This window comes from Myroides odoratimimus (assembly GCF_004337635.1).
GTDB classification, from domain to species: domain Bacteria; phylum Bacteroidota; class Bacteroidia; order Flavobacteriales; family Flavobacteriaceae; genus Flavobacterium; species Flavobacterium odoratimimum.
Map to the genome: position 1 here is coordinate 2,916,918 of NZ_CP037427.1, position 24,891 is coordinate 2,941,808.

At 33.2% G+C, this 24,891-nt stretch carries 21 protein-coding genes; 18 read left to right on the forward strand and 3 right to left on the reverse strand.

Going from position 1 to position 24,891, the window contains the following annotated elements:
- The first annotated feature begins 24 nt into the window (after window positions 1-24).
- From E0Z07_RS13145 to E0Z07_RS13180, 8 genes are all read left to right on the forward strand, one after another.
- Entirely contained in the window at window positions 25-981 is a 957-nt protein-coding gene (locus tag E0Z07_RS13145) for a hypothetical protein (RefSeq protein ID WP_006265228.1), read from the forward strand.
- 119 nt (window positions 982-1,100) lie between these two features.
- Complete coding sequence (kynU, locus tag E0Z07_RS13150) at window positions 1,101-2,390, forward strand: kynureninase (protein WP_006265229.1); 1,290 nt, start codon at window positions 1,101-1,103, stop codon at window positions 2,388-2,390.
- 84 nt (window positions 2,391-2,474) lie between these two features.
- A complete protein-coding gene (locus E0Z07_RS13155; RefSeq protein WP_058699571.1) occupies window positions 2,475-3,041 on the forward strand; it encodes an LURP-one-related/scramblase family protein in 567 nt (188 codons plus the stop codon).
- 87 nt (window positions 3,042-3,128) lie between these two features.
- On the forward strand, window positions 3,129-3,716 hold the full coding sequence (locus tag E0Z07_RS13160; protein ID WP_006265233.1) for a hypothetical protein: 588 nt from the start codon (window positions 3,129-3,131) through the stop codon (window positions 3,714-3,716).
- Between the two features lie 71 nt (window positions 3,717-3,787).
- A complete protein-coding gene (locus E0Z07_RS13165; protein ID WP_131540818.1) occupies window positions 3,788-4,435 on the forward strand; it encodes a DUF4240 domain-containing protein in 648 nt (215 codons plus the stop codon).
- A 216-nt stretch (window positions 4,436-4,651) separates the two neighbouring features.
- Entirely contained in the window at window positions 4,652-5,350 is a 699-nt protein-coding gene (locus E0Z07_RS13170; protein ID WP_006265234.1) for a hypothetical protein, read from the forward strand.
- Window positions 5,298-5,909, forward strand: a complete 612-nt coding sequence (locus E0Z07_RS13175) for an SMI1/KNR4 family protein (protein ID WP_006265235.1) — start codon at window positions 5,298-5,300, stop codon at window positions 5,907-5,909. The genes E0Z07_RS13170 and E0Z07_RS13175 overlap by 53 nt, the downstream gene beginning before the upstream one ends.
- Window positions 5,910-5,924: 15 nt before the next feature.
- The gene (locus E0Z07_RS13180; protein WP_006265236.1) at window positions 5,925-6,458 is read left to right on the forward strand and encodes a DUF4303 domain-containing protein; all 534 of its coding nucleotides are present in this window, start codon (window positions 5,925-5,927) and stop codon (window positions 6,456-6,458) included.
- A 39-nt stretch (window positions 6,459-6,497) separates the two neighbouring features.
- On the opposite strand, the gene E0Z07_RS13185 is transcribed toward E0Z07_RS13180, so the two are convergent.
- Window positions 6,498-7,727 carry an MFS transporter gene (locus E0Z07_RS13185; RefSeq protein WP_006265237.1) on the reverse strand — a complete coding sequence of 410 codons (1,230 nt, stop codon included), beginning with the start codon at window positions 7,725-7,727 and terminating at the stop codon, window positions 6,498-6,500.
- Window positions 7,728-8,076: 349 nt separating this feature from the next.
- Between E0Z07_RS13185 and E0Z07_RS13190 the strand changes: the two genes are divergently transcribed.
- Window positions 8,077-8,832: a hypothetical protein gene (locus tag E0Z07_RS13190; RefSeq protein ID WP_006265238.1), complete on the forward strand. Its 756-nt coding sequence runs from the start codon at window positions 8,077-8,079 to the stop codon at window positions 8,830-8,832.
- A 78-nt stretch (window positions 8,833-8,910) separates the two neighbouring features.
- Here E0Z07_RS13190 and E0Z07_RS13195 read toward each other — a convergent pair whose 3' ends face one another.
- Window positions 8,911-9,657, reverse strand: a complete 747-nt coding sequence (locus E0Z07_RS13195) for a glutamine amidotransferase-related protein (protein ID WP_006263530.1) — start codon at window positions 9,655-9,657, stop codon at window positions 8,911-8,913.
- A gap of 325 nt (window positions 9,658-9,982) precedes the next feature.
- On the opposite strand from E0Z07_RS13195, the gene E0Z07_RS13200 reads away from it, so the two are divergent.
- Complete coding sequence (locus E0Z07_RS13200; protein ID WP_039329475.1) at window positions 9,983-11,950, forward strand: OmpA family protein; 1,968 nt, start codon at window positions 9,983-9,985, stop codon at window positions 11,948-11,950.
- A 345-nt stretch (window positions 11,951-12,295) separates the two neighbouring features.
- Window positions 12,296-12,769, forward strand: coding sequence for a hypothetical protein (locus E0Z07_RS13205; RefSeq protein ID WP_006258933.1), 474 nt, complete (start codon window positions 12,296-12,298; stop codon window positions 12,767-12,769).
- Between the two features lie 708 nt (window positions 12,770-13,477).
- On the opposite strand, the gene E0Z07_RS13210 is transcribed toward E0Z07_RS13205, so the two are convergent.
- Window positions 13,478-14,464 carry a diaminopimelate dehydrogenase gene (locus E0Z07_RS13210; RefSeq protein WP_131540819.1) on the reverse strand — a complete coding sequence of 329 codons (987 nt, stop codon included), beginning with the start codon at window positions 14,462-14,464 and terminating at the stop codon, window positions 13,478-13,480.
- Between the two features lie 770 nt (window positions 14,465-15,234).
- On the opposite strand from E0Z07_RS13210, the gene E0Z07_RS13215 reads away from it, so the two are divergent.
- The 7 genes from E0Z07_RS13215 to E0Z07_RS13245 all read left to right on the forward strand — a co-directional run bounded on the left by E0Z07_RS13215 (window position 15,235) and on the right by E0Z07_RS13245 (window position 24,873).
- Window positions 15,235-16,158: a DUF6985 domain-containing protein gene (locus E0Z07_RS13215; protein ID WP_131540820.1), complete on the forward strand. Its 924-nt coding sequence runs from the start codon at window positions 15,235-15,237 to the stop codon at window positions 16,156-16,158.
- A 198-nt stretch (window positions 16,159-16,356) separates the two neighbouring features.
- Complete coding sequence (locus E0Z07_RS13220; protein WP_131540821.1) at window positions 16,357-17,901, forward strand: hypothetical protein; 1,545 nt, start codon at window positions 16,357-16,359, stop codon at window positions 17,899-17,901.
- A gap of 69 nt (window positions 17,902-17,970) precedes the next feature.
- Window positions 17,971-19,761 (forward strand): cytochrome c peroxidase, encoded by a 1,791-nt coding sequence (locus E0Z07_RS13225; protein WP_131540822.1) that lies wholly within the window; start codon window positions 17,971-17,973, stop codon window positions 19,759-19,761.
- Window positions 19,762-19,901: 140 nt separating this feature from the next.
- Window positions 19,902-21,002: a DUF695 domain-containing protein gene (locus tag E0Z07_RS13230; protein WP_131540823.1), complete on the forward strand. Its 1,101-nt coding sequence runs from the start codon at window positions 19,902-19,904 to the stop codon at window positions 21,000-21,002.
- 222 nt (window positions 21,003-21,224) lie between these two features.
- Complete coding sequence (yaaA, locus tag E0Z07_RS13235) at window positions 21,225-21,992, forward strand: peroxide stress protein YaaA (RefSeq protein ID WP_006263534.1); 768 nt, start codon at window positions 21,225-21,227, stop codon at window positions 21,990-21,992.
- Between the two features lie 27 nt (window positions 21,993-22,019).
- Window positions 22,020-23,522 (forward strand): histidine ammonia-lyase, encoded by a 1,503-nt coding sequence (hutH, locus tag E0Z07_RS13240; RefSeq protein WP_131540824.1) that lies wholly within the window; start codon window positions 22,020-22,022, stop codon window positions 23,520-23,522.
- A 112-nt stretch (window positions 23,523-23,634) separates the two neighbouring features.
- Window positions 23,635-24,873 (forward strand): HD domain-containing protein, encoded by a 1,239-nt coding sequence (locus E0Z07_RS13245; protein WP_006258924.1) that lies wholly within the window; start codon window positions 23,635-23,637, stop codon window positions 24,871-24,873.
- Window positions 24,874-24,891: the final 18 nt, after the last annotated feature.

Here is a 24,891-nt window from a genome sequence, read left to right on the forward strand (position 1 = left end):
TAAAAACTTATTATTCTTTTACCTATGTCAGCTTATCAAAAACATTTTATTCATATTATTTCAGAACAACTGCCGGAGGGAGTAAAGCTAGTTGATTTTATCTCTGAGCTAATTCATTTAGGTAAGGAAGCTTGTTATAGAAGAATCAGAGGAGAAGTGGAGTTTACCTTGACAGAGGTAGTTACGATAGCAAAAGCAATGAACATTAATCTTACTTCTTTAATTATTAGAGAAGGAGGAGATAAGATTACTTGTAACTTAAGAGTATTAAAGGAAGATTCTTTAGAACAAGTTTACATCAGGATGATAGAGGCTGAATTAAACGTTTTAGAGGGGTTTGAACAAAAAAGTAGACATACACTTCACATGGTGTGTAAAGAGCTTCCAGAGCTTTTGTATTTAGCTTCAGATAACCTGATGAAGTTGCGTTTAATGAAAATAGAATTAAACCAAGGGGTTTTAATACCGACAGCGTTTAAAAAAATTGAGATAACCTCAGCTATCAAAAGAATTCAACAACGATATTGGCAAGCTTTACAGGACTTTAAACTCACTGTGTACTTAGGCCCTGATATATTAAATACGTTGGTATACGATATCTTGTATTTTTATAAGATCAATACATTAACAGAAGAGGATAAAACGCTAATACAAAGTGAGCTTAATGATGTAATAGATCTACTTAGCTTGATAGGAAGCACAGGGAAGTATAAAAATAAAGATATAGAGCTTTATCTGTCTTATTTAGGCTTAGATATTTCTCATAACTATTTAAAATCTGATGGATTAGAAGCAAGTGTAGTACATCTAAGTAGTCCAAATAGTATTTTATCATTTGATCCTGCATTTAATAACGCACAAGAACATCGCATTAACATGATAAAACGGACTTCTACTTTGATTAGTTTGTCAGGAGAACCCGAGAAAGTAGCTTATCTAAACAAGCAGAGAGAGGTTTTAAAAAATATAAAGAGCAAGTAATTGCTCTTTTTTTGTGGGAATAGACATAGATGTTATTCTTTGTTTCGCTATTAGACACAGATTGAAAAGCTCTTTTTCTTTTATAGTTGTTATTTGCAGCTAATAAAAATGATGGATCAATGGCAAATAAAGATTTTAAACCAGGCATAGAGCAAGCGAAAGCACTTGATAAGGCAGATGTATTATATAGATTTAGAGAAAGATTCTTCCCTTTAGCAGATAATAAGATCTATATGGATGGTAATTCTCTAGGGTTAGCGTCTAAGGATGCAGAGCAAGCTTTGTTACAAGTGATGGAGGTCTGGAAGAACGAAGGTATTCTAATTTGGAACGTTGAGAATGGACATTATTTTAACTATGGTAAGAATCTAGGAAATAGAGTAGGTCGTTTGATTAATGCACAGGAGAATGAGGTAATGATTACAGCTAATACAACGCTTAATATACACCAGGTTATAGCGACATTCTGGAAACCTACTAAAGAACGTTATAAGATACTCGTAGATGATTTAAACTTCCCGACAGATAGATATGCTGTAGATAGTCAGATAGCATTAAAGGGGATGAAGGTGGAAGAAGTTTTAAAAGTAGTAGAGAGTAGAGATGGAGTGTTCATTGATGAGGACGCGGTGATAGAGGCGATGACCCCAGATGTAGCAGTGATTTTATTGCCTTCTGTATTGTACAGAAGTGCTCAACTCCTAGATATGCAACGCCTAACGAATGAAGCGCATAAACGCGGTATATACATTGGTTTTGACTTATGTCACTCTATTGGAGCAGTAGCACATGATTTTGACTTAATTAATCCAGATTTTGCTATCTGGTGCAATTATAAGTATCTATCAGCAGGTCCTGGTTCTACAGCAGGTCTTTATATCAATAAAAAACATTTTAATAAATCAGTGGGACTTGCAGGTTGGTTTGGAAATAAAGACGAAACACAATTCCAACTAAAGCATGAGTTCGAACAAGCTTCTGATATAACAGCCTTTCAGACAGGTACACCGAATATCTTCTCGATGGCTCCTCTGGAAGGAGTATTAAATATATATGAAGAAGCGGGAATGGAGCATATTAGAGCAAAGTCATTAAATTTGACAGCTTATATGATGTATCTCATCGATACCCGACTAAGACTGTATGGATATTCGTATAACAATGAAACAGAGGATTATAAGCGTGGAGGACATATAGCATTAGTCCATGAGGAAGCTTATAGAATTTGTTTAGCCTTAAAACATCATAATATTATTCCTGATTATAGAGAGCCTAATGTTATTCGTCTTGCTCCTATAGCATTGTATAATTCTTATCAGGAAGTCTATAAGTTAATCGAAGTATTAGAAGTAATTGGTCAAGAACAGCAATGGAATAATTTTAGCAATCAAAGAGCAATAGTTATTTAATTTAATATAAAGAAAGACGTTTCAATAGTATTTGGAGCGTCTTTTCTTTTTACTTTTACAATAGAATTAGAAATTGTTTACTGAATGATTATTGATATTAATCAACATAAAATCTCTATTGGGAGTCACTATGACATATTTATTGATGGAGAAAAGAAGTATTATGGAAAGCAAAAGCTTTTTAAGTTGTTTGCAGAAGTGAATTTGTTTGCAGAAACAACCAATGAACAAGCCTTTAAGGTCAAAAAGAAGTTCTTTCTGTTGTACCCTACCTATGTACTAACTGATAGTCAAGGAAGAGAAGCTATATTAGAGATGAAGTCCTATTGGAAGACTCATTATCAATGTACTTACCAACATAAAGTATATGATATCTATGCACATCGAGGGCGCAAGTGTTCTGTTTTTATAAATGGAAAGCAAGTAGCATGGTGGGATAAGCAGGCAGTGTCTTGGTTTGATGGAGATAATTATCAAATTATAGCGGATGATGATGTGAATGCAGAAGTGCTGATTGCTTGTTGTTTAGCTTATGATAATTATACCTATAAGTCTCAAGATAAAGGGATATTTAATTATGATTTAGGAAACTTGGTCTTTCAAAACAGAAGTTTTGATAAACAGTGGCAACCTAACAATAAAAATAAATAAAGCATTTTAGGATAAAAAGGCTCTCTAACACTAGTGTGGAGAGCCTTTTTATCTTTAGATTTATAGAGTCAAACACATAGATGAATAATGGTTATAGAAGTAGATCAATTGATAGATTACCATTTGATTAAGTACAAAGGGTTTATCAATAAAGAGAAAAGGTTTTATGCAGAACAGAATGCAGATAGCGATTTTGTAGATATTAATTTGTTTTTGACGAGTAGTGATATTCCTGTTTTTAATATTAGAAGAGGAGAAGGTACAGGTCTATTTAAGCCTGCAAAATATATTCTAACAGATCAGCATGGGAATACAGCGAGGTTAGAAATGCTCTCTTATTGGAAAACTCACTATCAATGTCATTATAACTATAAGGTATATGATATTTATGCTCATCGTGGACTAAAGTGCTCTATTTTTGAAAACAGGAAACAAATCGCTTGGTGGGATAAGGAAAGAATAAGTATTAGTTATGCTGATAATTATTTTATGATTGCCAATAATGATGTTAATCAAGAATTACTTATTGCTTTTTGTCTAGCGTATGATGATTATCATTTTGAACCAGCAGAATATAGAAGGCATTTCATAAGAGATAAAATAAAACTAAGTATAGGAAATATCTTTTTTGAGAAAAGAAAATTTGATAAAAACTGGAAGGCAAATAAATATTGAGTAAAATAAAATCCAATAGATAATATTATCTAAATTTATAAAGAGAACAAGAACCTTAAAAATATACAGAAATGAGTATTCTAAAAGCAACACAACAAGAACAAGATAACTTCTTTTGGAAGATTATAGATGAATCTAATGATGTAAAAGGTTTTGATTGGGAGGAATATGATCAAGATCAACACATCGATCAAATGATTGATTTATTAAGTAAAACAGACAAAGATCATTTAATCGTTTTTGAAAAAGTAATGCAACAACAATTACATAGATTGTACACTGCCGAAATAGCAGAGCTGTACATCGTATTGAATAATGATTTTGAGGTAGAAGATGATGTAATAGACTTTGATGATACGATTTCAGATGATGCATTTATCTATTTTAGATGTTGGTTATTACTTAAAGGTAAAGATTTCGTAGAAGAAATTAGTAGTGATATTCAGAACTTTGTAAATGGAGAATATAGTTTTGACATTGGAGAGTGTGATGCAGAAGAGTTACTTTATGTAGCAGACTTAGCTAATGAAGAGATGACGGGGGTAGAAGAGTCAGAAGAAATAAGAGATGCTATTTATGAATCTTTTCCAGACGTAGTGAACTATGATGATGTAGATGTGAAGATGAATAGAGAGGTAAAAGGAGGAACAGCATTACAAAAGACTTACCCAGAATTGGTAGAAGAAATATGTGATGTACGTTCTGACGTAGAAGAATAAAATAAAAGAAGTATAAAGCATATATGTTTTATACTTCTTTTTTTAACCCAAGTTATGTAATAGGCAAATAAATCAAGTAGTTATAAAAATAGATATGAATTAGTGAGCTAAGCATATTATTGTGTGGTTTTAGAGCTAATGAAAGAGTTATGAAGTAGAATTATTTTGTAGTATTTGGTTAATGCATAACCTGGGCTTAAATACTAAAAGGTAAATATGAAAGGAAAGACATTGTTTAGGAGTTTGTTGATAGCAGGTTTGTTATTTGTAGCTACAGAAGCACAAGCTCAAAAAATAGAGAAAAATTATAGAGAAGATTGGACTTACTCACATAATAGATATGATGCTCAGTTAGAAAAGTCCTTTTTTGGAGGTTTAGATTTCTCAGATAATAATAGAAATAAATTAGAATTTTCAAAAGAGTACCTAAACTTAGAATATAGCGGAATTCTGGAGGATGACGAGTTACAGCAGTTGTTCTTAATGGATTTAGTTAAGAAGTATAAGTATACTAATCGTTATACAGCAACTTATGAGGTGGATATGTTTGGAAAAGTGACGATAAAAGATAACCAAGGAAACTGGATTGAGTATGGTACAGATTTGTTTGGGAATAAAATTTTTGAAGACAAGAAAAGAGGGATTAAGTATTCTATTGGAAAAGATTTAATGGGTGACTATAACTATAAGTCTGGTAGAGAAAGCGCTAGTTTAAAGAAAGATATCTTTGATAAATGGAAGTATACAGATAGTTTTGGTAATAAATTAGAGATAGGACAAGAGACTTGGGTACGCTGGATTACACAGTTTAGAGATGAAGAAGGGATATTACTCTATTTGACAACACTTTTTTTTAGAACGAATGACAACATTATGTATAGAGAAGAAGGAAGATATCATCATTCCTTTTATTAGAATAGGTGATCCTTTATGGGAGGAGAATACTAGACTTATTATAGAGTCTTTAGCTGATAATTGGTCAAATGATTTAGTTGATCCTAAATCAGAAGAGGAAATACGACTATTAGAAGCAAGAATAGAAACAAGTTTACCAAATTCTTTAAAGGAATTCTATAAGGTATTTGGGTTAGCAGATATAGGCGAACAGTTACTCAGCTTTGACGAAATAGACTATATTGGTAAAATATGGGAACCTCACCCAGAATACGGTCCTAGCTTCACACAAGAGGACTTATCAGTGTTACCTTACTTAATTACTTTTAGTGATTATCTAGGTAATGGTAATATGTTCTGTTTTCATAAAGAGACTAAAGAAATCTATTATTTTGATCATGATAGTCAGCCTTATTTGACGAAGATGTTTAGTCATTTTGATGATTATTTAAAAGGGTGTTTGGTTTTTGCACAAGCAGATTTGTTTGGAGAGGTAGGCCAGGATCAAGTTGATCAATGGATAGAACAAATAGTTGATGAGCTGATAGGAGAAGACCTAGTTCGTAAATGGAGATATTAAAATAAAACAATTGGAATGATAGAAATAGCTAATTGGAAAACTTTCGAAAAACAGTATAACTTCGAAGAGTCTGTATATAATTATGTAAGAAAATCACTTGAACTAATCAGCCAATCTACTTTAAAAGAAGAAGTGTTTTGTTCTTTTGCTTTTAACTGTAGTGCATATAATGGATATGTGTTACTGAGTTTAGATACTGATATGCTGAATAGAGAGAGAAAGTATTATCCGCCAGATTGGACTTATGAAGTTGTAGAAGATTATGTTTTAGAGCTTAGAGATCTTGGCACTCTTCTTTATGAGCCTATAGAAGATGCATATCACAGCATTGTAAAGGATTTAGAAGATCAGTATAAGTTCGATGATTTTACTAATGGCTTTTTGACTAGTTTGAGAAGAGTAATGGTAAGGATAGAAAGAGAGAATCTACTATCACAGTATTTAAAAGTAACACCTGAGCTATGGACATTGGTTACTGAAATAGATGCCGATGAAGAGGAAGAAGAAAGCTTGTTACAAGAAGAGCGTACTCGCAGTATGGAAGTATAAAACTAAACAAGGGAAGTAACTTACTTCCCTTGTTTAGTTTTATAAAGTTCGTTTGCGTACTAACTTATTAACTCTACTCATTAAGATAATACTAATAGTAGATACAACAACAAGTACATAAGCTACGATATTGTAATTAACAAGTGGGCTGTTATCATGCTCTTGGTAGACAATTAGTCCCGCGATAGCAGCTGCAATACCTCCTGATATCTGTTGAAGTGAAGAAGTAATACTCATATAAGCTCCTCTGTCAGCTGTATCAGGCACAGCACTGTTTAAGGCTGCTGAAGGAACCATACGACTCATGATACCGATCATCATTAAGATATTTGTTCCAACTACTAGAGCAAAAGGGATTTGAGAAAAATTAGTATAGACCACACTAACTATCATTAACCAAATAGATGCAATGGTAAATAATTTGTATTTACTCACTCTATCACTTAAACGACCTATAAAAGGCATTAATGTTAATGAGGTAACTCCAGATATCATAAATAGGATAGGTAACTGATCTGGATGAACACCTAAGTTATTCACAGCAAATATAGTTCCGAATGGCATCATCATAAATCCTCCTACAGATAGCATGGTGATAGACATAAATCCTATTCTATAATCCTTGTTTTTCACAGTATTCCACAGATGCGTAAGTACCTTTTTTTGAGGTTGTAGACTTAAGTGATCCCTGACAGGTTTTAAATAGAACCCAATAGCGATAGCAATAAGTATTGACAACCCTACAATCATAAAGAAAGGAGCTTCCCAAAACCATTTGTTAGCAATATATAACCCTATAGGAATACCAAGTACCTGGCTTGCTCCAAATCCCATTTGTATAAACCCCATTACTCTTCCTCGTTGTTTTAGTGAAAAGATATCTGTGATAATAGCCATAGAGATAGAGCCTATTACTCCTCCAAATAGTCCTGTAAAGATGCGAGCAAATACGAGTGTCTCATAAGAGTTTGCTAAACCACAGAATAAGGTACCAACAATAAAACCGATGTAGAAGAACAATAATAGTTTCTTTCTATCAAACTTATCCGCAAAGCCTGCTGTGAGTAATCCTGCAGCTCCTGCGCTAAATGCATAAGCAGATACAGCTATGCCAAAATCCTGTGTAGACATAGACAAGCTTTTTAGTAAGAGATCTCCTAGTGGAGCCATAACCATAAAGTCTAAGATAACAGTGAATTGTGTGATGGCTAATATGAAAATAACGAATTTCTCGTATTTGGTAAACTTTTGATCTAGCGTCTGTGTCATAGTAATATATAGAGATATCTCTTTAATTTACATCTAAATAAATTGAAAAGAGTGAAATGCAAATATAAGTCATTATTCTTTTCTTTATCTTTAGCTAGTGAGTACTAAAATAATTAACTTTATTAGTTAGATATTTACTGTATATAGTATCTACTATATTACTTGTTTATAGTGTTTTTAATTCTCTACGATGAATAAGAATAGTTTTAGTATCTAAGTTTTATCAAGTAGTACAAATAGAGAACTTTAGTGACTTAATCGTGAAAGAGGTGTCCTAAGAGAATGTTCTTGTGGAGCATATATAAAAGTATATAATATATAAAAGAGGATAGACGTAATTAAAAAGGTGATGAGTATAAGTTTATATAAAAAAAAGTACAATGAACTTTCTAAAATGTTTAGAGAGAGTTATAGCATTAAGGACTTAGCGTCTGATTTATTTGATTTATTGTATGCATTGCAAGCAGATGAACAAACGAGTGAGAATTTATTGTTGCAGAGTCATATTTATGCATTATTAGAGTATTGGGAGACTGCATATAGATTGTTACTTGAAGTAGAAAGTAGTAAAACTCATAAAATCCAAGATAAGCTTTTTGTTTTTTCAGAGAAAGCAAAGACTCATAAAGATATTTTTGGTGTAAAAGATCTTCGAAAATTAAGAGAAAGAAAGACAATAGACCTTCTGTTTCCAGAAGATATCACCCTTGTAGAGGGGACTAATAATCAATATGGTATAAAAGAGAAGAGAGTAGTTATTTTTAATAAGTACTGTCCACTTGATCGGTTTTTGATTATTAGCTATATTCCTTTTGATAGCAGAGCACAGTCTAAGGTGGTAGATTATCTATATTGGCTTACAGACTTGCGTGAAGAGCTAATAGGATTCTATAATAGTGAGAATAACGCTTTCCTTCCTTTCTTAGACGGAAAAGCAGATGATGATTGGTATGATACCTTAGATGTATATAGTGTTACAATCTGTTTACATAATTTAGCACATATTACAGCGTCTATTGCAATAGGGGATGAGCTTATAGCTGATCATATTATAGATATAGAAATTTCTAATAAAGAATGTATTGAAATGAGTATAGATGGATAATAGAATATCTTGACTCTTTCTATGTATATGAAGCCTGTATGAGTTAGAAGTGTGTTCTAATAAATACAGGCTTCTTGTTTATAGATGATGAAGTGGTCTAACGTCAGATAGTTGTTTATATTCTTCTACTAACTTATCTAAGAATGTATATAAGGCTTGATTCATTGTAGTATAGTCGTATTTCATTAGTTGTTGAGCAGACTGTACAAAGCGATGATTAGCATATCTCACTAAGCTTTCTTGGTCATTAGCAATAATTAATTCTATTACTTCTGGTGTAAATTCCATATGACACTGCAATCCATACACTAGATTAGAATATTCTATTATTTGTCTAGGACATCCTTCGCTAGTAGCTAGTACTATAGCATCTGGTGTAAGTCCTGGCATATCATTGTGCCAGTGGCCTACTGGAAGTTCATTTTCTATATGTTTAAACTTTGGATGGGTCTTTCCTTCATCAGTAAGGTGAATAGGCCATACACCAAACTCTTTTTCTGGGCTGTGACTATAAGCGTTACACAGAGCTTCTCCTATAAGTTGTGCCCCTAGACAAACACCAATAACCGCTTTATGAGCAAGTATACACTTTAGTATCAATTCTTTTTCTTTTTGTGCATCAAAATAAGGGCATTCATCTGTTGTCGTAATAGGATCTTGAGGTCCTCCTAATACGATTAGTAAATCAATGTGTTCTGCTGAGGTAGGCAAAATATTGTTTTCATATAGTTTAGTCATACTTACACTATAATTATGATCTTTTACCCAATCTAAAAAGGCACCAGGCCCTTCATACTCCTCGTGAATTACAAAATGTATATGCATTATATCTATTGTTTGATTAGCAACAAAGGTAAATGCCTAGATAATGAAGGGGATAGTCCAGAATAATCAAAAGCTTCCTAGTCCAAGTAAATAAGGCGAAATTAGAAAGTATGGGGTATATGGTTGCTTATATTTTATTAAAATATACTAAATAGTTATGGTTTGTTTATTTTTGTTGTTTTTAAAATAATTTTAATATATAAATAGTTGTAAAGTAGTTGTTATGTGGTATTATTGTAGGCGTAACCTCTGTTTTGTTGTGTTTTTGACAATACTTAATGTAGTTTTGTATTAGGTGATTAACCCCACATTCCCAATCTAACGTATGAGAAAACAATTACTAAAAACAGGTTTATTAAGTATTGCTTTATTTGCGCTAAGTACTAGTGTACAAGCTCAGCGTGTAGCTGAGAAGAAAGCCGACAAAGAGTATGAAAAACTAGCTTATATAGATGCTATAAAAATCTATGAACGCATGGCTAAAAAAGGGTATATTAATGGAGATATATTAATGAAATTAGCTGATTCATATTATTTTAATGGGAAGCTACTTGATGCTAATAAATGGTATACAGAGCTGTTTAATGGAGAGTATGATGATAAGGATACAGTGAAGATTCCTTCAGAGTACTACTATCGCTATGCACAAACCTTAAAAGCTGCTGAACAATATGATGCTTCTAAGAAGGTAATGGAGCAGTTCGTTGTATTAGAAAAGGAAGACTCTAGGGCAAAATTATACCTAGCGAATAAGGACTATTTAAAAACAATAGAGGAAGGTACAGCTCGTTATGAATTGACACATACATCTATTAATACTCCTTATTCTGATTATGGAGCAGCAGTGATAGGAGATCAACTTATTTTTACTTCTGCACGTCCTTCTAGTGAATTATCAAGTAAGAAATTACACGAGTGGACGAATGAGAGTTTTACTACACTATACAGTAGTACGATCTTAGCAGATGGTAAGTTAGGAGAGCCTGTTGTTTACGCTCCTGAGTTGAGTTCTAAGGTTAATGATGCTACTGCTGTATTTACGAAGGATGGAAAGACCATGTTCTTTACTCGTAATAATTCTAATTTAAAAGGAAAGCGTAAAAACAATAAGAAAAACTCGTCTCTATTAAAGATATTTAGTGCTACTAAACAAGCTAATGGTACTTGGGGAGATATAAAAGAATTACCAATCAACTCAGATAACTTTAATACTGCGCACCCAGCGTTGACACCAGATAATGAATGGTTATATTTCTCTTCTGATAGAGAGGGAAGCGAAGGGCAGTCAGATATTTTTAGAGTAGCTTTATATCCTAATGATGTGTATGGAGGTGTAGAGAATATCGGGAAGAAAGTAAATACAGCAGGGCGTGAGACATTCCCATTTATTTCTTCTGATAATTATTTATTCTTTGCCTCTGATGGTCATCCAGGTTTAGGAGGATTAGATATCTTTTCGGCTAAGTTAGAGAAAAATGGGGTGATAGGAGAAGTAGTTAATTTAGGAGCGCCTATTAATAGTCCGTTTGATGATTTTTCTATTTATATCAATAGAGACACAAATGCAGGATATGTGAGTTCAAACCGACCAGAAGGGTTAGGAGGAGATGATATCTATTCTTTTATTCAGAAAGCATGTCTACAGCATATAATAGGTACTGTATATGATATTAAAACAAAGAAAGGTATTCCTAATGCAACTGTTGTGATATCAGATGGATTATATGAAAAGTCTAAAACCATTCAGACAGATGAGCAAGGTAAGTATAGTTCTGAGACATTAGATTGTAGTGAGAAGTATCGTATTAAGGCAGAAGCACCAGAGTATAGTACAGTAGAGTTAGTATTTGCTGCAGCTGATGTGGCAGGTGATAAAGAAGTGAATATCGGTTTAGATAAGGCATATGAGACAGTAGGTATAAACGATGATTTATTTAAGAAGCTAAAATTACAACCAATCTATTTTGACTTTGATCAATCATTTATCCGTAGAGATGCAGCGATAGAGCTGATGAAAGTAGTTGAGGTAATGAGAGAGTACCCAGCTATGATCATAGATGTGCGTTCACATACAGATAGTAGAGGAAATGACAATTATAATTTAGCCTTATCAGATAGACGTGTGAAAGCAACTATTAAATGGATGATTTCGCAAGGTATAGAACCAAGTCGTCTAACAGGTAGAGGATATGGAGAAAGTCAACTACAAAACAGATGTTCTAATGGAGTACCATGTAGTGAAGCTGATCATCAGCTAAACAGAAGAAGTGAATTTATCATTATAAAAATGTAACAAAAAAGAGGCGAGAGCCTCTTTTTTTAATTAGGAATTAGGAGTTAAGAATTAGGAGTTAAGAATTAGGAATTAGGAATTATCTGCCTTGCGGGCAATATGCACACACAGAGTATCAATGTAGAGATGCAATATTTTGCGTGTCACACAATACATACATACCATTTTCGTCTCCACACAGTAGTCATAAGTCATCTCCATAATCGTAGGGACTATTTCATACATCTGTACATCGTAACCACAAACTTTGTCTAGTTATAGAAATAGTCTTTTAATGTTTGAATACTATATATTTATCTAAATTATAAGTTTTAAAATTGTTATGCTGATTTTAAATATATTAAGATGAAAAAGATAGTACTTTTTATGAGTCTATTACTTATAATAGCTTGTAGTAGTGACGATGAATTTAGTCCAACAGTTGTTGATACTAATTATAGCATCATGTTAAAGGATATTAAAGGACATAATCTATTAGACCCTACGTATGAGGGATCCTTTTCTCATCAAAAAATAGTATTATATGAAGCAGATACAAATGGTCAAAACACATCTATTATTTATAGAAAAGGATCAGAAATAATAAAGTCTGTATCTATTGAAGGAAAGACGGAATATTATCTAGAAATACAAGGAGGTTCTTATATTGCACCTGATAGATATATTGTGTATTTATCTTTGCCAAATGGGGATTTAGATAAACTGGAAATGAAGTTTAAGAAGAAAGGTCATAGTACATTGAAATATGAAGTGTACTATAACTCTAAATTAATATGGCGTGAGGGAGATATTGATTTAGGGTTTGTTATCATTAAATAGATAAATATAAATAGTTGATAATTCTATCTTTTAGAATACCAACTATTTATATTATCGGTTTATAATTTCTCTATTTTCTGTGTTTTAAAGACGTATTTATCTCCCTACAGTAATCATAAGTATGTCATCATAAGATGAAATACTTCTCACACACTCTGCTTTTACTGACTTTCTTAGGAGGACATAGTATGAGTAAGTCCATTGTTTAATGTAGAGATGTCAATATTTTGCGTCTCCACACAATACATACACAACGTTTGTGGACGCGATATATGTACCCTATGCCGTAGGCAAAAGATGCCCTACGGACAATATGTACATACCGTACCACAATCATTATCCGCAATTGTAGGGATGTATTACATACATCCACATAAAACATCAAATGATGTTTTCCTACATGCAGGTATAACGTATTGGGTTATACAGAATATTTACGTCTCCATCAACGTATATCACGCCCTATTTTAATTAGGAATTACCTGCTCTGCGGGTAATAGGTACACACAGAGTATTAATGTAGAGACGTCAATATTTTGCGTGTCACACCATACATACACAATATGTGTAGATGTGTAGTGTGGTTACGGTGTGTAGACAGAAGATGTTCCGTCTGTACCTTATATTTGTTGTGTTCTTTTTGCAAAGACTTATCACATAATTATCCCCTAATGCCTGAAAGACAACAATTCTAAATTCCTAATTGAATTATAGTATTTCTCTTCTCAGATCTTCTGCAGACTTAGGAGATAATGCACCTAGAGGAATATCATATACAGTCATAGCACCAGTTTCTCCCTTTTGAGCTAATTTATATACAGCACGCGAGAAGGCTACTAATACACTAGCAGTAAACTCAGGGTTACTCTCAAGAGTTAGTCCAAATTCTATATTTTGTTTAGTGTCTGTACCTGTGATACCAGATCTAAACACTTTACCACCATGAGGCATAGCAGAGTGGTTTGCTTTAAGTTCTTCCTCAGATATAAAGTGTACTGTAGTGTTATAATCAGCGAAGTAGTTAGGCATTGTTTTGATAGTATGTTCTATGATAGAAGTATCAGCTCCATCTTCTGCTACTACATAACAGATACGCTCATGCTTCTCAGCTGTAGTTAACACAAGATTCTCACCTTGGCGAACTCTATCTAAAGCACTTTCTATAGGGATAGTATATTGTACACCACCTTTAACCCCAGAGATACGTCTAATCGCATCAGAGTGTCCTTGGCTTAGTCCTTTCCCCCAGAATGTATATGTTTCTCCTTGAGGTAAGATACTTTCTCCTAATAATCTAAGCATAGAGAACAGTCCTGGATCCCATCCCGTAGAGATAAGGCTCAACTTATTGTGATCTTTAGCTGCTTTGTTTACCGTATTAAAGAATTCAGGAATCTTAGCATGGGTGTCAAAGCTATCAACTGTATTAAACCACTGTGCGATATAAGGTACTTGTTCAGGTAGATCAGTAGAAGACCCACCACAGATAATCATTACATCGATGATATCTCTATATTCTGTGATTTGATCGATGTGTATTGCTTGAGCCTGAGTAGGAATGCTTTGAGGATCTCTTCTAGTGAAGACAGCTACTAATTCTAAATCAGTATTTTGACGAATAGCAAGTTCTACACCTTTTCCTAAGTTACCATAACCTACAATACCTATTTTGATAGGCTGATTAGAAGTATTCATATTTTTATTTTAAAAGTCTGTACAGTCCCTTTAGTTGTAGGGAGTTTCGTTTATAAGGGAGCTAATTTAGCTAAAACTTTAGACTTACTGTACACTAAATAGATTATCATTAGTTGTCCCCACGCATCTTTCCTTGGTTCATTATGAATAAAATAAGCTCTTTAAGTCATTTCCTTATTAGCTAGAAGGGATTTGATATGTAATCTCAAAAGGAGTTAAAGTTTTTTTGTATATTTGCAGAGTATTTTGCTTTAAATCAGAACCTTGTCTGAATACTTTTTAACTTGAAAGTATATAAATCAAAGCAAAAATGCTTCTTCGTTTAGCTTTAAAAAGTACTATATTTTTTAAGGCTAAAAACTCTCATTTAGCACTATCGGTTTAAAATTACTAAAAAACACTTGTCACTTTTTTCGAGTGTTTATGCGGTATTCATCGGTGTTTCTTCGGAAAAGCCCCCTTTTTTGCAATACTTTTCCGAACAACTTCCAAACCACGCCCGAACAAAGTGCTTTTTTTAGCTGTTAAACCCTTGGTGTTATTGGGGTTGGGCGTAGTTCGATAACTTCAGAACTAACATTTTGAGAATAAGTGTAGGTGCATTATGAGAACGGTAAAAAGTACTATTTGTGTTTCAATAGCAACCTAAGTATTGAGGGGAGTTATATAAATCAAATAATTTATAATCAAGATTGAGTGTTCAGCAATATGCTTTACGCACTAGATAAAATATAAATTCCCTAATTTTAGCCTTGAAAAATAAAAATAGTATGGAAGAGGCACAAGTGGTAATAGATCGTATATATAGTTATCTAGACAGGTATAGTTTAAAAACGAATACAGATACTGTAGAGGATTTGATTGCTTTTATAGAGGCGCAATGGAACTTAGCTGATGAAAGTAAGTATTGTATATATGATGCCTCTATCATTATAGGACGTATGACTACTGAATATATAAGATTAAGAGAGTTTGAGAAGATGATGTTTTGGCTTGATGAAGGTGATAAGCATAGTAATAAAGATAGAAATCCTGAGTATGTACGCAATTATTATAAAGGAGAGTGTTGTTTAGAGTGTGGAAATGAAGAAGCTGCTCTGCATTATTTAAATTTGTGTTATGCTGTAGAGCCAGAGTATATCTTTACAAGAGCTCCTTTTTGCTATGAGTTTTTTAATCAACATTTAGAAAATCCTGTACAGTTGTCAGAGCCTATTGAAGAGGATGAGGTAGAAATAGAGATGGAGTTAGAACTACCTTTGTGGAAAGCCTTTTTTAAGATGGAAGAAGCTATCCGATGTGAAGTATTACTAGATTATATAGAAGATGAGGTAGATGAGAAGGAAGCAACAGAATTAATGAATCGAATAGTAAAGGATGTTCAAGAGAATGAACAGACTATTCTAGAAGAGTTATTGAGTAAGCTAGTTTCTAAATACGAGAAGTGGCAAGTGCAGTATGGATATGAAGCAGAGGATAAAGAAACTTTTATGCCTGATATTGTAGATAAGAATCAGTTCGGAATGTTGATTACACCGATGACTATCTATATTATACCAGAATCATGGACAGAACCTCCTCATATAGGATATCTCTTTGATTGTTCATGGGATAGAGAACATGTATTAGGATTCATGACTTATGACCATAAGGTAGAGCATATTGGTGGAGCAGATAGTGCTTTTTGTTTGTAGAGGAGTTGAATTATGTAAATTAATACACACCCTTCAAGGTATATACCTTGAAGGGTTTTTTGTTGTTAATCTATATTTATCCAAAAGGATTAGGTTCTATCATTGTGAAAAGTTAATAAACAAAACAGATTGTTAGTCATAGCTTATTTTTTGTTTGATTTTTTAATTAATTATTAACATTTTGGTAATTGATGCGTAATGTTAAGGTTAACTAGTGAAGGTAGCTTTGCCTCAACAAAAAATGATAAACTAATGAAAATTAACTACAAATTACCAACTTGGATTTTAGGTCTAGTTATGACTGCGTCTGTAGTAGGGTGCCATGATGATAATAATTCAGGTAGTGGCGAAGGGGAAAACAATGGCGACAAAATTGTTTTAAAGAATCATTCAAAAACACCAGCTTTTGTTTACGCGATGCCTGGTTTTGAAAAGTTAGAGATTTTTTCTCTTATTTCGAGTGAAGATAAATTAAGTGAATCTCCTGATTTCGTGTTTGGAGGACAACCTGATGGGGCTGGTTTTATGAAAGATCCTAAAGGAGATGGATATTTGATGATTACAAATCATGAGATTATGAAATCTGTTTCTCGTGTTTATTTAGATAAAACATTTAAACCTGTTAAAGGAGAGTATATTGTAGATGGAATAGGAGGGATTACAAGGCTTTGTTCTGCTACTTTAGCAAAACCAGAGATACATGGTTTTGGACCTGTATTCTTGACAGCTGGAGAGTCGGGAGAAGAAAGTATGGTACACGCTATTGATCCTATGGGATCTACTGATCTTAAATCTAATCGAGATAGAGTATTGCCAGCGTTGGGTAAAGCAAGTATGGAGAATGCAGTTCCGCTTCCTTTGGATGTTTCTAATGGGAAAACGATTGTTTTAATTGGGGAAGATCAAGGGTATTCTTCTAATCATCAAAGTGCAGGGCAATTAATCATGTATGTTGGAAATAAAGGTGATCTTCAAGGAGGAAAATTATATGCATTAAAACGTAAGTCAGGAGGATATACTGAGATGGATATGAAAAAAGGAATGGAGTATGATGTAGAGTTTGTAGAGATACCAGGCGCTAAAGATATGACTGGAGCTCAGATTAATCAAAAGAATATGGAGCTAGGAGTTATTCGATTTTCTCGAGTAGAAGATGTTGATTATAGAAAAGGTGCAGGAAAAGGAAATGAAATTTACTTTACTGCAACAGGGCAAGCAAGCGGAGGTAATCCTGTAAATGGTTTTACGATGTGGGGAAGAGTATATAAACTAGTATTAGATAAAAACGGTATGATGACAGGTAAATTATCTGTTGCTGCAGAGGGAGATAGTGATCCTGGTAAGAATCTAATCAATCCTGATAACCTATGTGTGACTGAGAATTATGTATATATTCAAGAAGATGGAGATTCTTATTATGCCGATGCAAAACATGATTCTTACATCTGGCAATATAAAATAGCTGATGGTTCTTATAAACCATGGTTGAATATGAAGCACAATAGAGAAGATTCGGAGTGGCAAAAGAATTATAATCAATCTGGAAATCTTCAGAAATTTGGTTCTTGGGAGTTTGGAGCAATGGAAGATATCTCTGAGTTGATAGGTGTTCCAAATACTTTTTCTGTTAATATTCACTCGCATACTTGGCAAAAAAATGAATTTGTTGATGCAGATAAAGCGGGTGTGAACAAGAATAAAGAAGGAGGTCAGGTAGTGATTATTCGCAACGTAGAAAAATAGTTTAAGTTCTAATGTTTTGTAACCTCTAGTAGTATCTTATTTACTACTAGAGGTCTTTTTTTAGATTTTATGAAAACAATTAAATACACTTTTTTGATTGTTTTGGTTTGTTGTTTATTTAGTTGTTCCAACAAAACCAAAATATATGAAAATATTACTTATAATAACTATTTATTGACTCAAGTAGATAGTTTAGAAACGACAATAAATAATTTAGTAGATGCAGTAGAACAAGGTAGAGATAGTACTGTTGTTAGAAATGCGTTCGTAGAGAGTAGAAAGGCTTATAAAAAAATAGAGTGGGCAGTTGCCTATTTTTTACCTCATACAAGTAAATCAATTAATGGACCTGCACTAGATCAACTAGATTTAGATGAGAATAAATATGTACCTGCAGAAGGGTATCAGGTTGTAGAAGAATATCTATATCCTGTCTATGATCTAGAAAATTATGGCGAACTACTTATTGATACAAAGAGGTTAAAAAACTTTGTACTGAGTATACGCAAGAATTTTGAAGTAATTACCATTTCGGAAGATGTAGTTTTAGAGGCATTAAAGATGGAGTTGTTTCAGATTACAGCTTTAGGGATTACAGGTTTTGATACTCCAGCAAGTAAATTGTTATTTGTGGAAGCTGCCGCTAGTCTATCAGGAGTTAAACAAGTATTGGAGTTATCGAAGAATTGGCAGAATACAGCTTCTTATCCAGAAGTGAAATTATTATTAGATAAAGCTATAACTATCTGTCAAAAAAATCCTAACAAGGACAGTTTTGATTATCTAGATTTTATTACTTCGTATTTAGATCCCATAGCAAAAGGAATTGTAGGGATACAAAGGGACTTAGAGATTCCTTTTAAGGATGGTAATCAAGTGGTAAAAGGTAGTGTGAACTCACTTTTTGATAAGGATTTGATTAATTTAAATGCTTTTTTACCAGATTCTACTTACTATTTAACGCCAGCAAAGGTTGCTCTAGGTAAAGAATTGTTTTTTGATAAAAAGCTTTCTAAAGATAGTTTTAGAAGTTGTGCTGATTGTCATCATCCAGATAAGGCGTTTAGTGAGCCTTTTAAAACAGCATTAGACCTAAAAGGTCAACCACTTCTGCGCAATACGCCTTCTCTGAATTACTCAGCATATTATCACGGGCAGTTTTGGGATATGCGAAGTGTTACTTTAGAGAGTCAGTCTTCTGATGTAATCACAAATAAAGATGAGATGCATGGAGATTTAAAACAAATAGTAGCTCATCTTAACGAAGAAGAAAAATACAAAAAACAGTTTAAAACAGTATACCAAACGGAAAAGGAAATAGAAGTATGGCAATTAGAAAATGTGTTAGCTTCTTATATTCGTTCTCTTTCTGTTTTTAACTCTCGTTTTGATCAGTATATGACAGGTAATAAACAAGCTTTAACTTCTCGTGAAAAGAAAGGGTTCAATTTGTTTGTAGGTAAAGCACAATGTGCAACTTGTCATTTTATGCCGGTGTTTAATGGGACAGTTCCTCCGTTTTTTGTGAATTCGGAACAAGAAGTATTAGGAGTACCAGCAGATAAACAAGGTAAGGTCTTAGATGGTGATTTAGGGAGATATGTATTTAATACAGATCTACCACAATTAAAACATTCGTTTAAGACACCAACTGTTAGGAATATAGGAGAAAGCGGTCCTTATATGCATAATGGTGTGTATGAGACCTTAGAAGAAGTAATGGATTTTTACAATAAAGGAGGAGGATTAGGTATGGGACTGGAAGTAGAAAGCCAAACCTTACCAGAGGATCCTTTAGAATTAACAGAGAGTGAAATCTCAGATATAATTGTATTTATGAAGGCATTAAGTGACCAATAATAAAAGTTAAATTCGTTTTAAAGCTCATGGTGTAGAACAATACATTATGAGCTTTTTTAGTTATAGAAGTAGAGTAGAAGAGTTTCTTGTGATTTATTGAAAAAAGAGTACTTTTAGCACTCAAGTTTAAAAGAAATGTTATGGGTTTTTTTGATAAATTATTTGGGAAAGGCGTTAAGGAGGCAAATACTGTTGAATTAGAGACACAATATCAACAGTTTTGGGATTGGTTTATTGCTAATGAGTCAAAATTCTATAAGACAATAGAAAATCATGAACGTGTAGTGGAGGATTTTATTGACATTGTCAGTCCTAAGTTAAAGGATATTAATCCAGACTTTAATATGCTAACAGGGATGGGAAAAGATGGGATAGGAGAACTAATTATTTCTCCTGATGGTAGACTAAAGTCATTGCCTTTTGTAGATGATTTTATTGAAGCAGCTCCAGAGCATGAAAGATGGCGTTTTATCAGTTGTAAACCGAGTGTAAAAGGGATAGGGTTAAATATGAATGGTTTTTTACTAGATGAAGAGACAGTTTCATTTGTACCTATTCATGATGATGAGTACCCTGATTATATCCATTTACGTTTTATAATTAAAGAATGTACTCCTGAGAATGAAGAAGAAATAGGGAATGCTCTTTATATGTTTTTAGACAATTACCTAGGTGAGATTAAGACAATGACCATGATAGATTACTTAGAGGTAAAAGGAGAGGAAGGTGTTGAGGGAGAGTTGATTCCAGTGTCTAAGTTAAGCGATTATTTAAGTTATAGGGAAACGGAGTTTGTGGAGAAGTATGATAGCGTGATTCGCAATAGTGAGGAGGATACTTATTCTATCTTAGAGAGTAATACTAATAATGAGCCCTTAATAGTGGTAGTGAATACTAGTTTTTTAAACTGGGACCAGAAGATGTCTTACCCATGGGTAGTGAAGGTTTCTATGGCTTATAATGGACGTGAGGATGGGTTACCTAATAAACAAGATGTCACGACTATGGATGAGATAGAAGATCTAATTCTCGAATCAGGAATCTTGCATAGCGTGGCCAGAGAGACAGGTTCTGGAGAACGCACTTTATTCTTTGCGACAAAAGATTATAAAAGCGCTTCTAGGGAAGTATTTAAGACAATAGGTTTATTTACAGATCGCTTTGATATTGACTATACTATTTATAGAGATAAATATTGGATGGGTTTAGAAGTATATACAAGAGCGATTAATAATGGCTAGTGAATATAATATGATTTAGGTGATAGTTTTAATTTTTATTTAAAACATTTTAGTTATTATCTATTTAGTAATGAGAATAGTTAGTCCGGATATTGAGATTTATGTAGTTGGTAAAGCAGTCAGAAAAAGTGTTAAAACAAGGATAAAACCTAAAAACACAAGGGTAGCAAATATGAAAATCTAAATAGTTATCCTATATTTGGGATGCTAAAAAAAGAAATCATGAAAATTTTAATATCACCTGCTAAGAGTTTAGATTATACAACAGCGGTACCTGTAGAAAAAGCTACAAAAGCTTCATTCATCAAAGAATCAAAAGTAATCAATGAAGTTTTACAATCTAAAACTCCGATGGACTTAGAGGCTCTAATGAAGATATCTAACAATCTAGCAGAACTAAACTGGAAGAGAAATCAAGAGAGAGCTTTTGTAAAGAAAGCAGGAAAGGAAAAGGACTTTAGACAAGCAGTTTTTGCTTTTAATGGAGACGTATACGCTGGTTTAGACCCTTATAGTCTAACAGCAGAGAAAATAGAGATATTACAAGATAAATTAAGAATATTATCAGGTCTTTATGGCTTGTTAAAACCTTTAGATGAAATAGAACCGTATCGCTTAGAAATGGGAACTAAAATGGCTGTAGGAGCAAATGCAAACTTATATGAGTTTTGGAAACCAATTTTAGCAGAAGCTTTAAATAAAGAAATGAAACAAGGTGAGTTACTAATTAACTTAGCTAGTAATGAATATTTTAGTGCTATTGATAAAAAAGCGATTAAAGGAACTCTTGTTACTCCAGATTTTAAAGAATTGAGAGAGGGAAAACTGAAGACAATCAGTTTCTATGCTAAAAAAGCAAGAGGAATGATGGTGCGTTATATCATAGATAATAATGTCAATGATATAGAGGGTTTAAAAAAGTTTAATGTAGATGGGTATGCATGGAGTGAAGCTGATTCTAAGGGTAATAATTTAGTGTTTACAAGATAAAATTTTATATACCACCAATATACAAATATGGAATTAGTACATTATATTACTTCAGATGTATTTACAATCGAGAAGTTAAATGAGATTTTAACTCAAGGTCAAAAAATACAGCTTTCTGAAGAGGCAAGAGCGAATATTGTGAATTGTCGTATGTATTTAGACGATAGAATGGCTAAACAAGCAGATCCTATTTATGGGATTAATACAGGGTTTGGTTCATTGTGTAACGTCAAAATAGACAGTGATAACTTATCTCAATTGCAAGAAAACTTAATGATGTCTCACGCTTGTGGAACAGGAGAGATTGTTCCTGAAGAGATCGTTAAGATTATGTTGTTGTTAAAAGTGAAGTCTCTTAGTTACGGTAACTCAGGGGTTCAGTTAGAAACAGTAGAGAGATTAATTGATTTCTTTAATAATGATATTCTTCCTGTAGTTTATAACCAAGGGTCTTTAGGGGCTTCAGGGGATTTATCTCCACTAGCACACTTGACATTGCCATTAATCGGTGAAGGAGAAGTGTTCTGTGATGGATTTAGACAACCGGCCAATAAAGTGCTAGCTAATCACAATTGGCAGCCTATAAAATTAAAATCAAAAGAAGGATTAGCCTTGTTGAATGGAACTCAGTTTATGAGTGCTTATGGGTGCTATATTCTTTTGAAATCAAAGAAATTATCTTATTTAGCTGATGTTATAGGGGCTATTTCTTTAGAAGGTTTTGATGGTAGAATTGAACCGTTTAATGAATTAATTCATTATGTAAGACCTCATAAAGGGCAGATAGAGACAGCACAGTTCTTTAATGAAGTTTTAGAAGGGTCTGAATTGATTAGTCGTCCAAAAGAGCACGTTCAAGATCCATACTCATTCAGATGTATTCCACAGGTACATGGAGCATCAAAAGACGTTATCGATTATGTGAATCGCGTGTTTAAAACAGAGATTAACTCTGTAACAGATAACCCAAATGTGTTTTATAAAGACGATATTATCGTTTCTGGAGGTAATTTCCATGGACAACCATTGGCATTAGCGTTAGATTTCTTAGGAATTGCTTTAGCTGAATTGGGAAGTATATCAGAACGTAGAACTTATCAATTGATATCAGGACTTAGAGGTCTACCAGCATTCTTGGTTTCTAATCCAGGTTTAAACTCAGGGTTTATGATTCCTCAATATACAGCTGCGAGTATTGTAAGTCAGAACAAACAATTAGCAACTCCTGCGAGTGTGGATAGTATCGTGTCAAGTAATGGACAAGAAGACCACGTAAGTATGGGGGCTAATGGGGCTACGAAGACGCTACGCATAGTAGATAATTTAGAGCGCATTCTAGCTATAGAATTGATGAATGCAGCACAAGCATTAGAGTTCAGAAGACCTGCGAAATCAAGTGAGTTCATTGAATCTTTCTTGAAAATTTATAGAGAAGAGGTTTCTTTTGTAGATGTTGATCGCATTTTACATTATGATATAGAAAAGTCAATAGCATTCTTAAATTCATTTCAAATAGATTTAGAAGCTTAAGACTTATAAAATTATAGAAATATTAGGATTAACCGCATCTTTCTTTCTAAAAGGGGTGCGGTTTTTTTAATATATATGCTATATTTGTATACGTTTATAAAAATGATTCTCATTGGCCAACATTAATAAACTTAAAATCCTAAATGATCCTATTTATGGATTCATTTCTATACCAAATTCTTTGGTATATGACTTAATTGAACACCCTTATTTTCAACGATTGAGAAGAATCTCTCAAATGGGAGTGTCTTATCTAGTATACCCTGGTGCTCATCACACTCGTTTTCATCATGCTTTAGGCTGTATGCATTTAATGCAAAAAGCGGTACAAGTTTTGCGCTTTAAGAATGTAGAGATTTCTGAAGAAGAAGAAAATGCTTTGTATGTAGCTATTTTACTTCATGATATAGGGCATGGACCTTTCTCTCATGCGATGGAAGAAAGTATCGTAGAGGGAGTTCATCACGAAGAGATTTCAATCTTGTTTATGAATCGTTTAAATAAAGAGTTTGAAGGGAAGTTAGACTTAGCAATCAAGATATTTAAAGGTGAATATCACCGTAAGTTTATGTTACAATTGATCTCAGGTCAGTTAGACATGGATCGTATGGATTATCTAAAGAGAGATAGTTTCTATAGTGGAGTAGCAGAAGGTAATATTAACTCAGAGCGATTAATTCAGATGTTGAATGTAGTGAATGATGAGTTAGTCGTGGAAAAGAAGGGAATTTACTCTGTAGAGATGTTTTTGATCGCACGTAGATTAATGTATTGGCAAGCATATCTACACAAGACAAGTGTATGTGCAGAATTAATTTTAGTGCGTGTATTAAAACGAGCAAAAGAATTAACTCATAAAGGAGTAGAGTTATGGTGTAGTGAGTCTTTACAATTCTTTCTAAAGAATCAGATAGAAGAAGGAGATTTCGATCAAGTAGGGTTAGAGAAATTCGCTTTATTAGACGATTCAGATATTCTAGGAGCTCTTAAATCATGGCAATTCCATAATGATTTTATTTTGTCAGAATTGAGTAAAATGATTATTAATCGCGAGCTATTACGCATTGAATTTGTCTCAGATAAAGAGGAAACAAAGTTAAAGTTAAATAATATGCTTGATAAAGTATCTAAGAAATATTCTATTTCTAATGAGGCTTCAAAATACTTTGTATTTAAAGGTAAAATGGAGAATCAAGCGTATAGTAAAGATAAAGAGCCTATTATGATACTTAAAAAAGATGGGACAACAAAAGATGTGTTATCGGTATCAGATGAACTAAACCTTAAATCATTGACGAAAGTGGTGACAAAGTATTTTGTTTGTTATCCAAAAAACGTTTTTGAAAGTTAAATTTCAATTATATTTTAT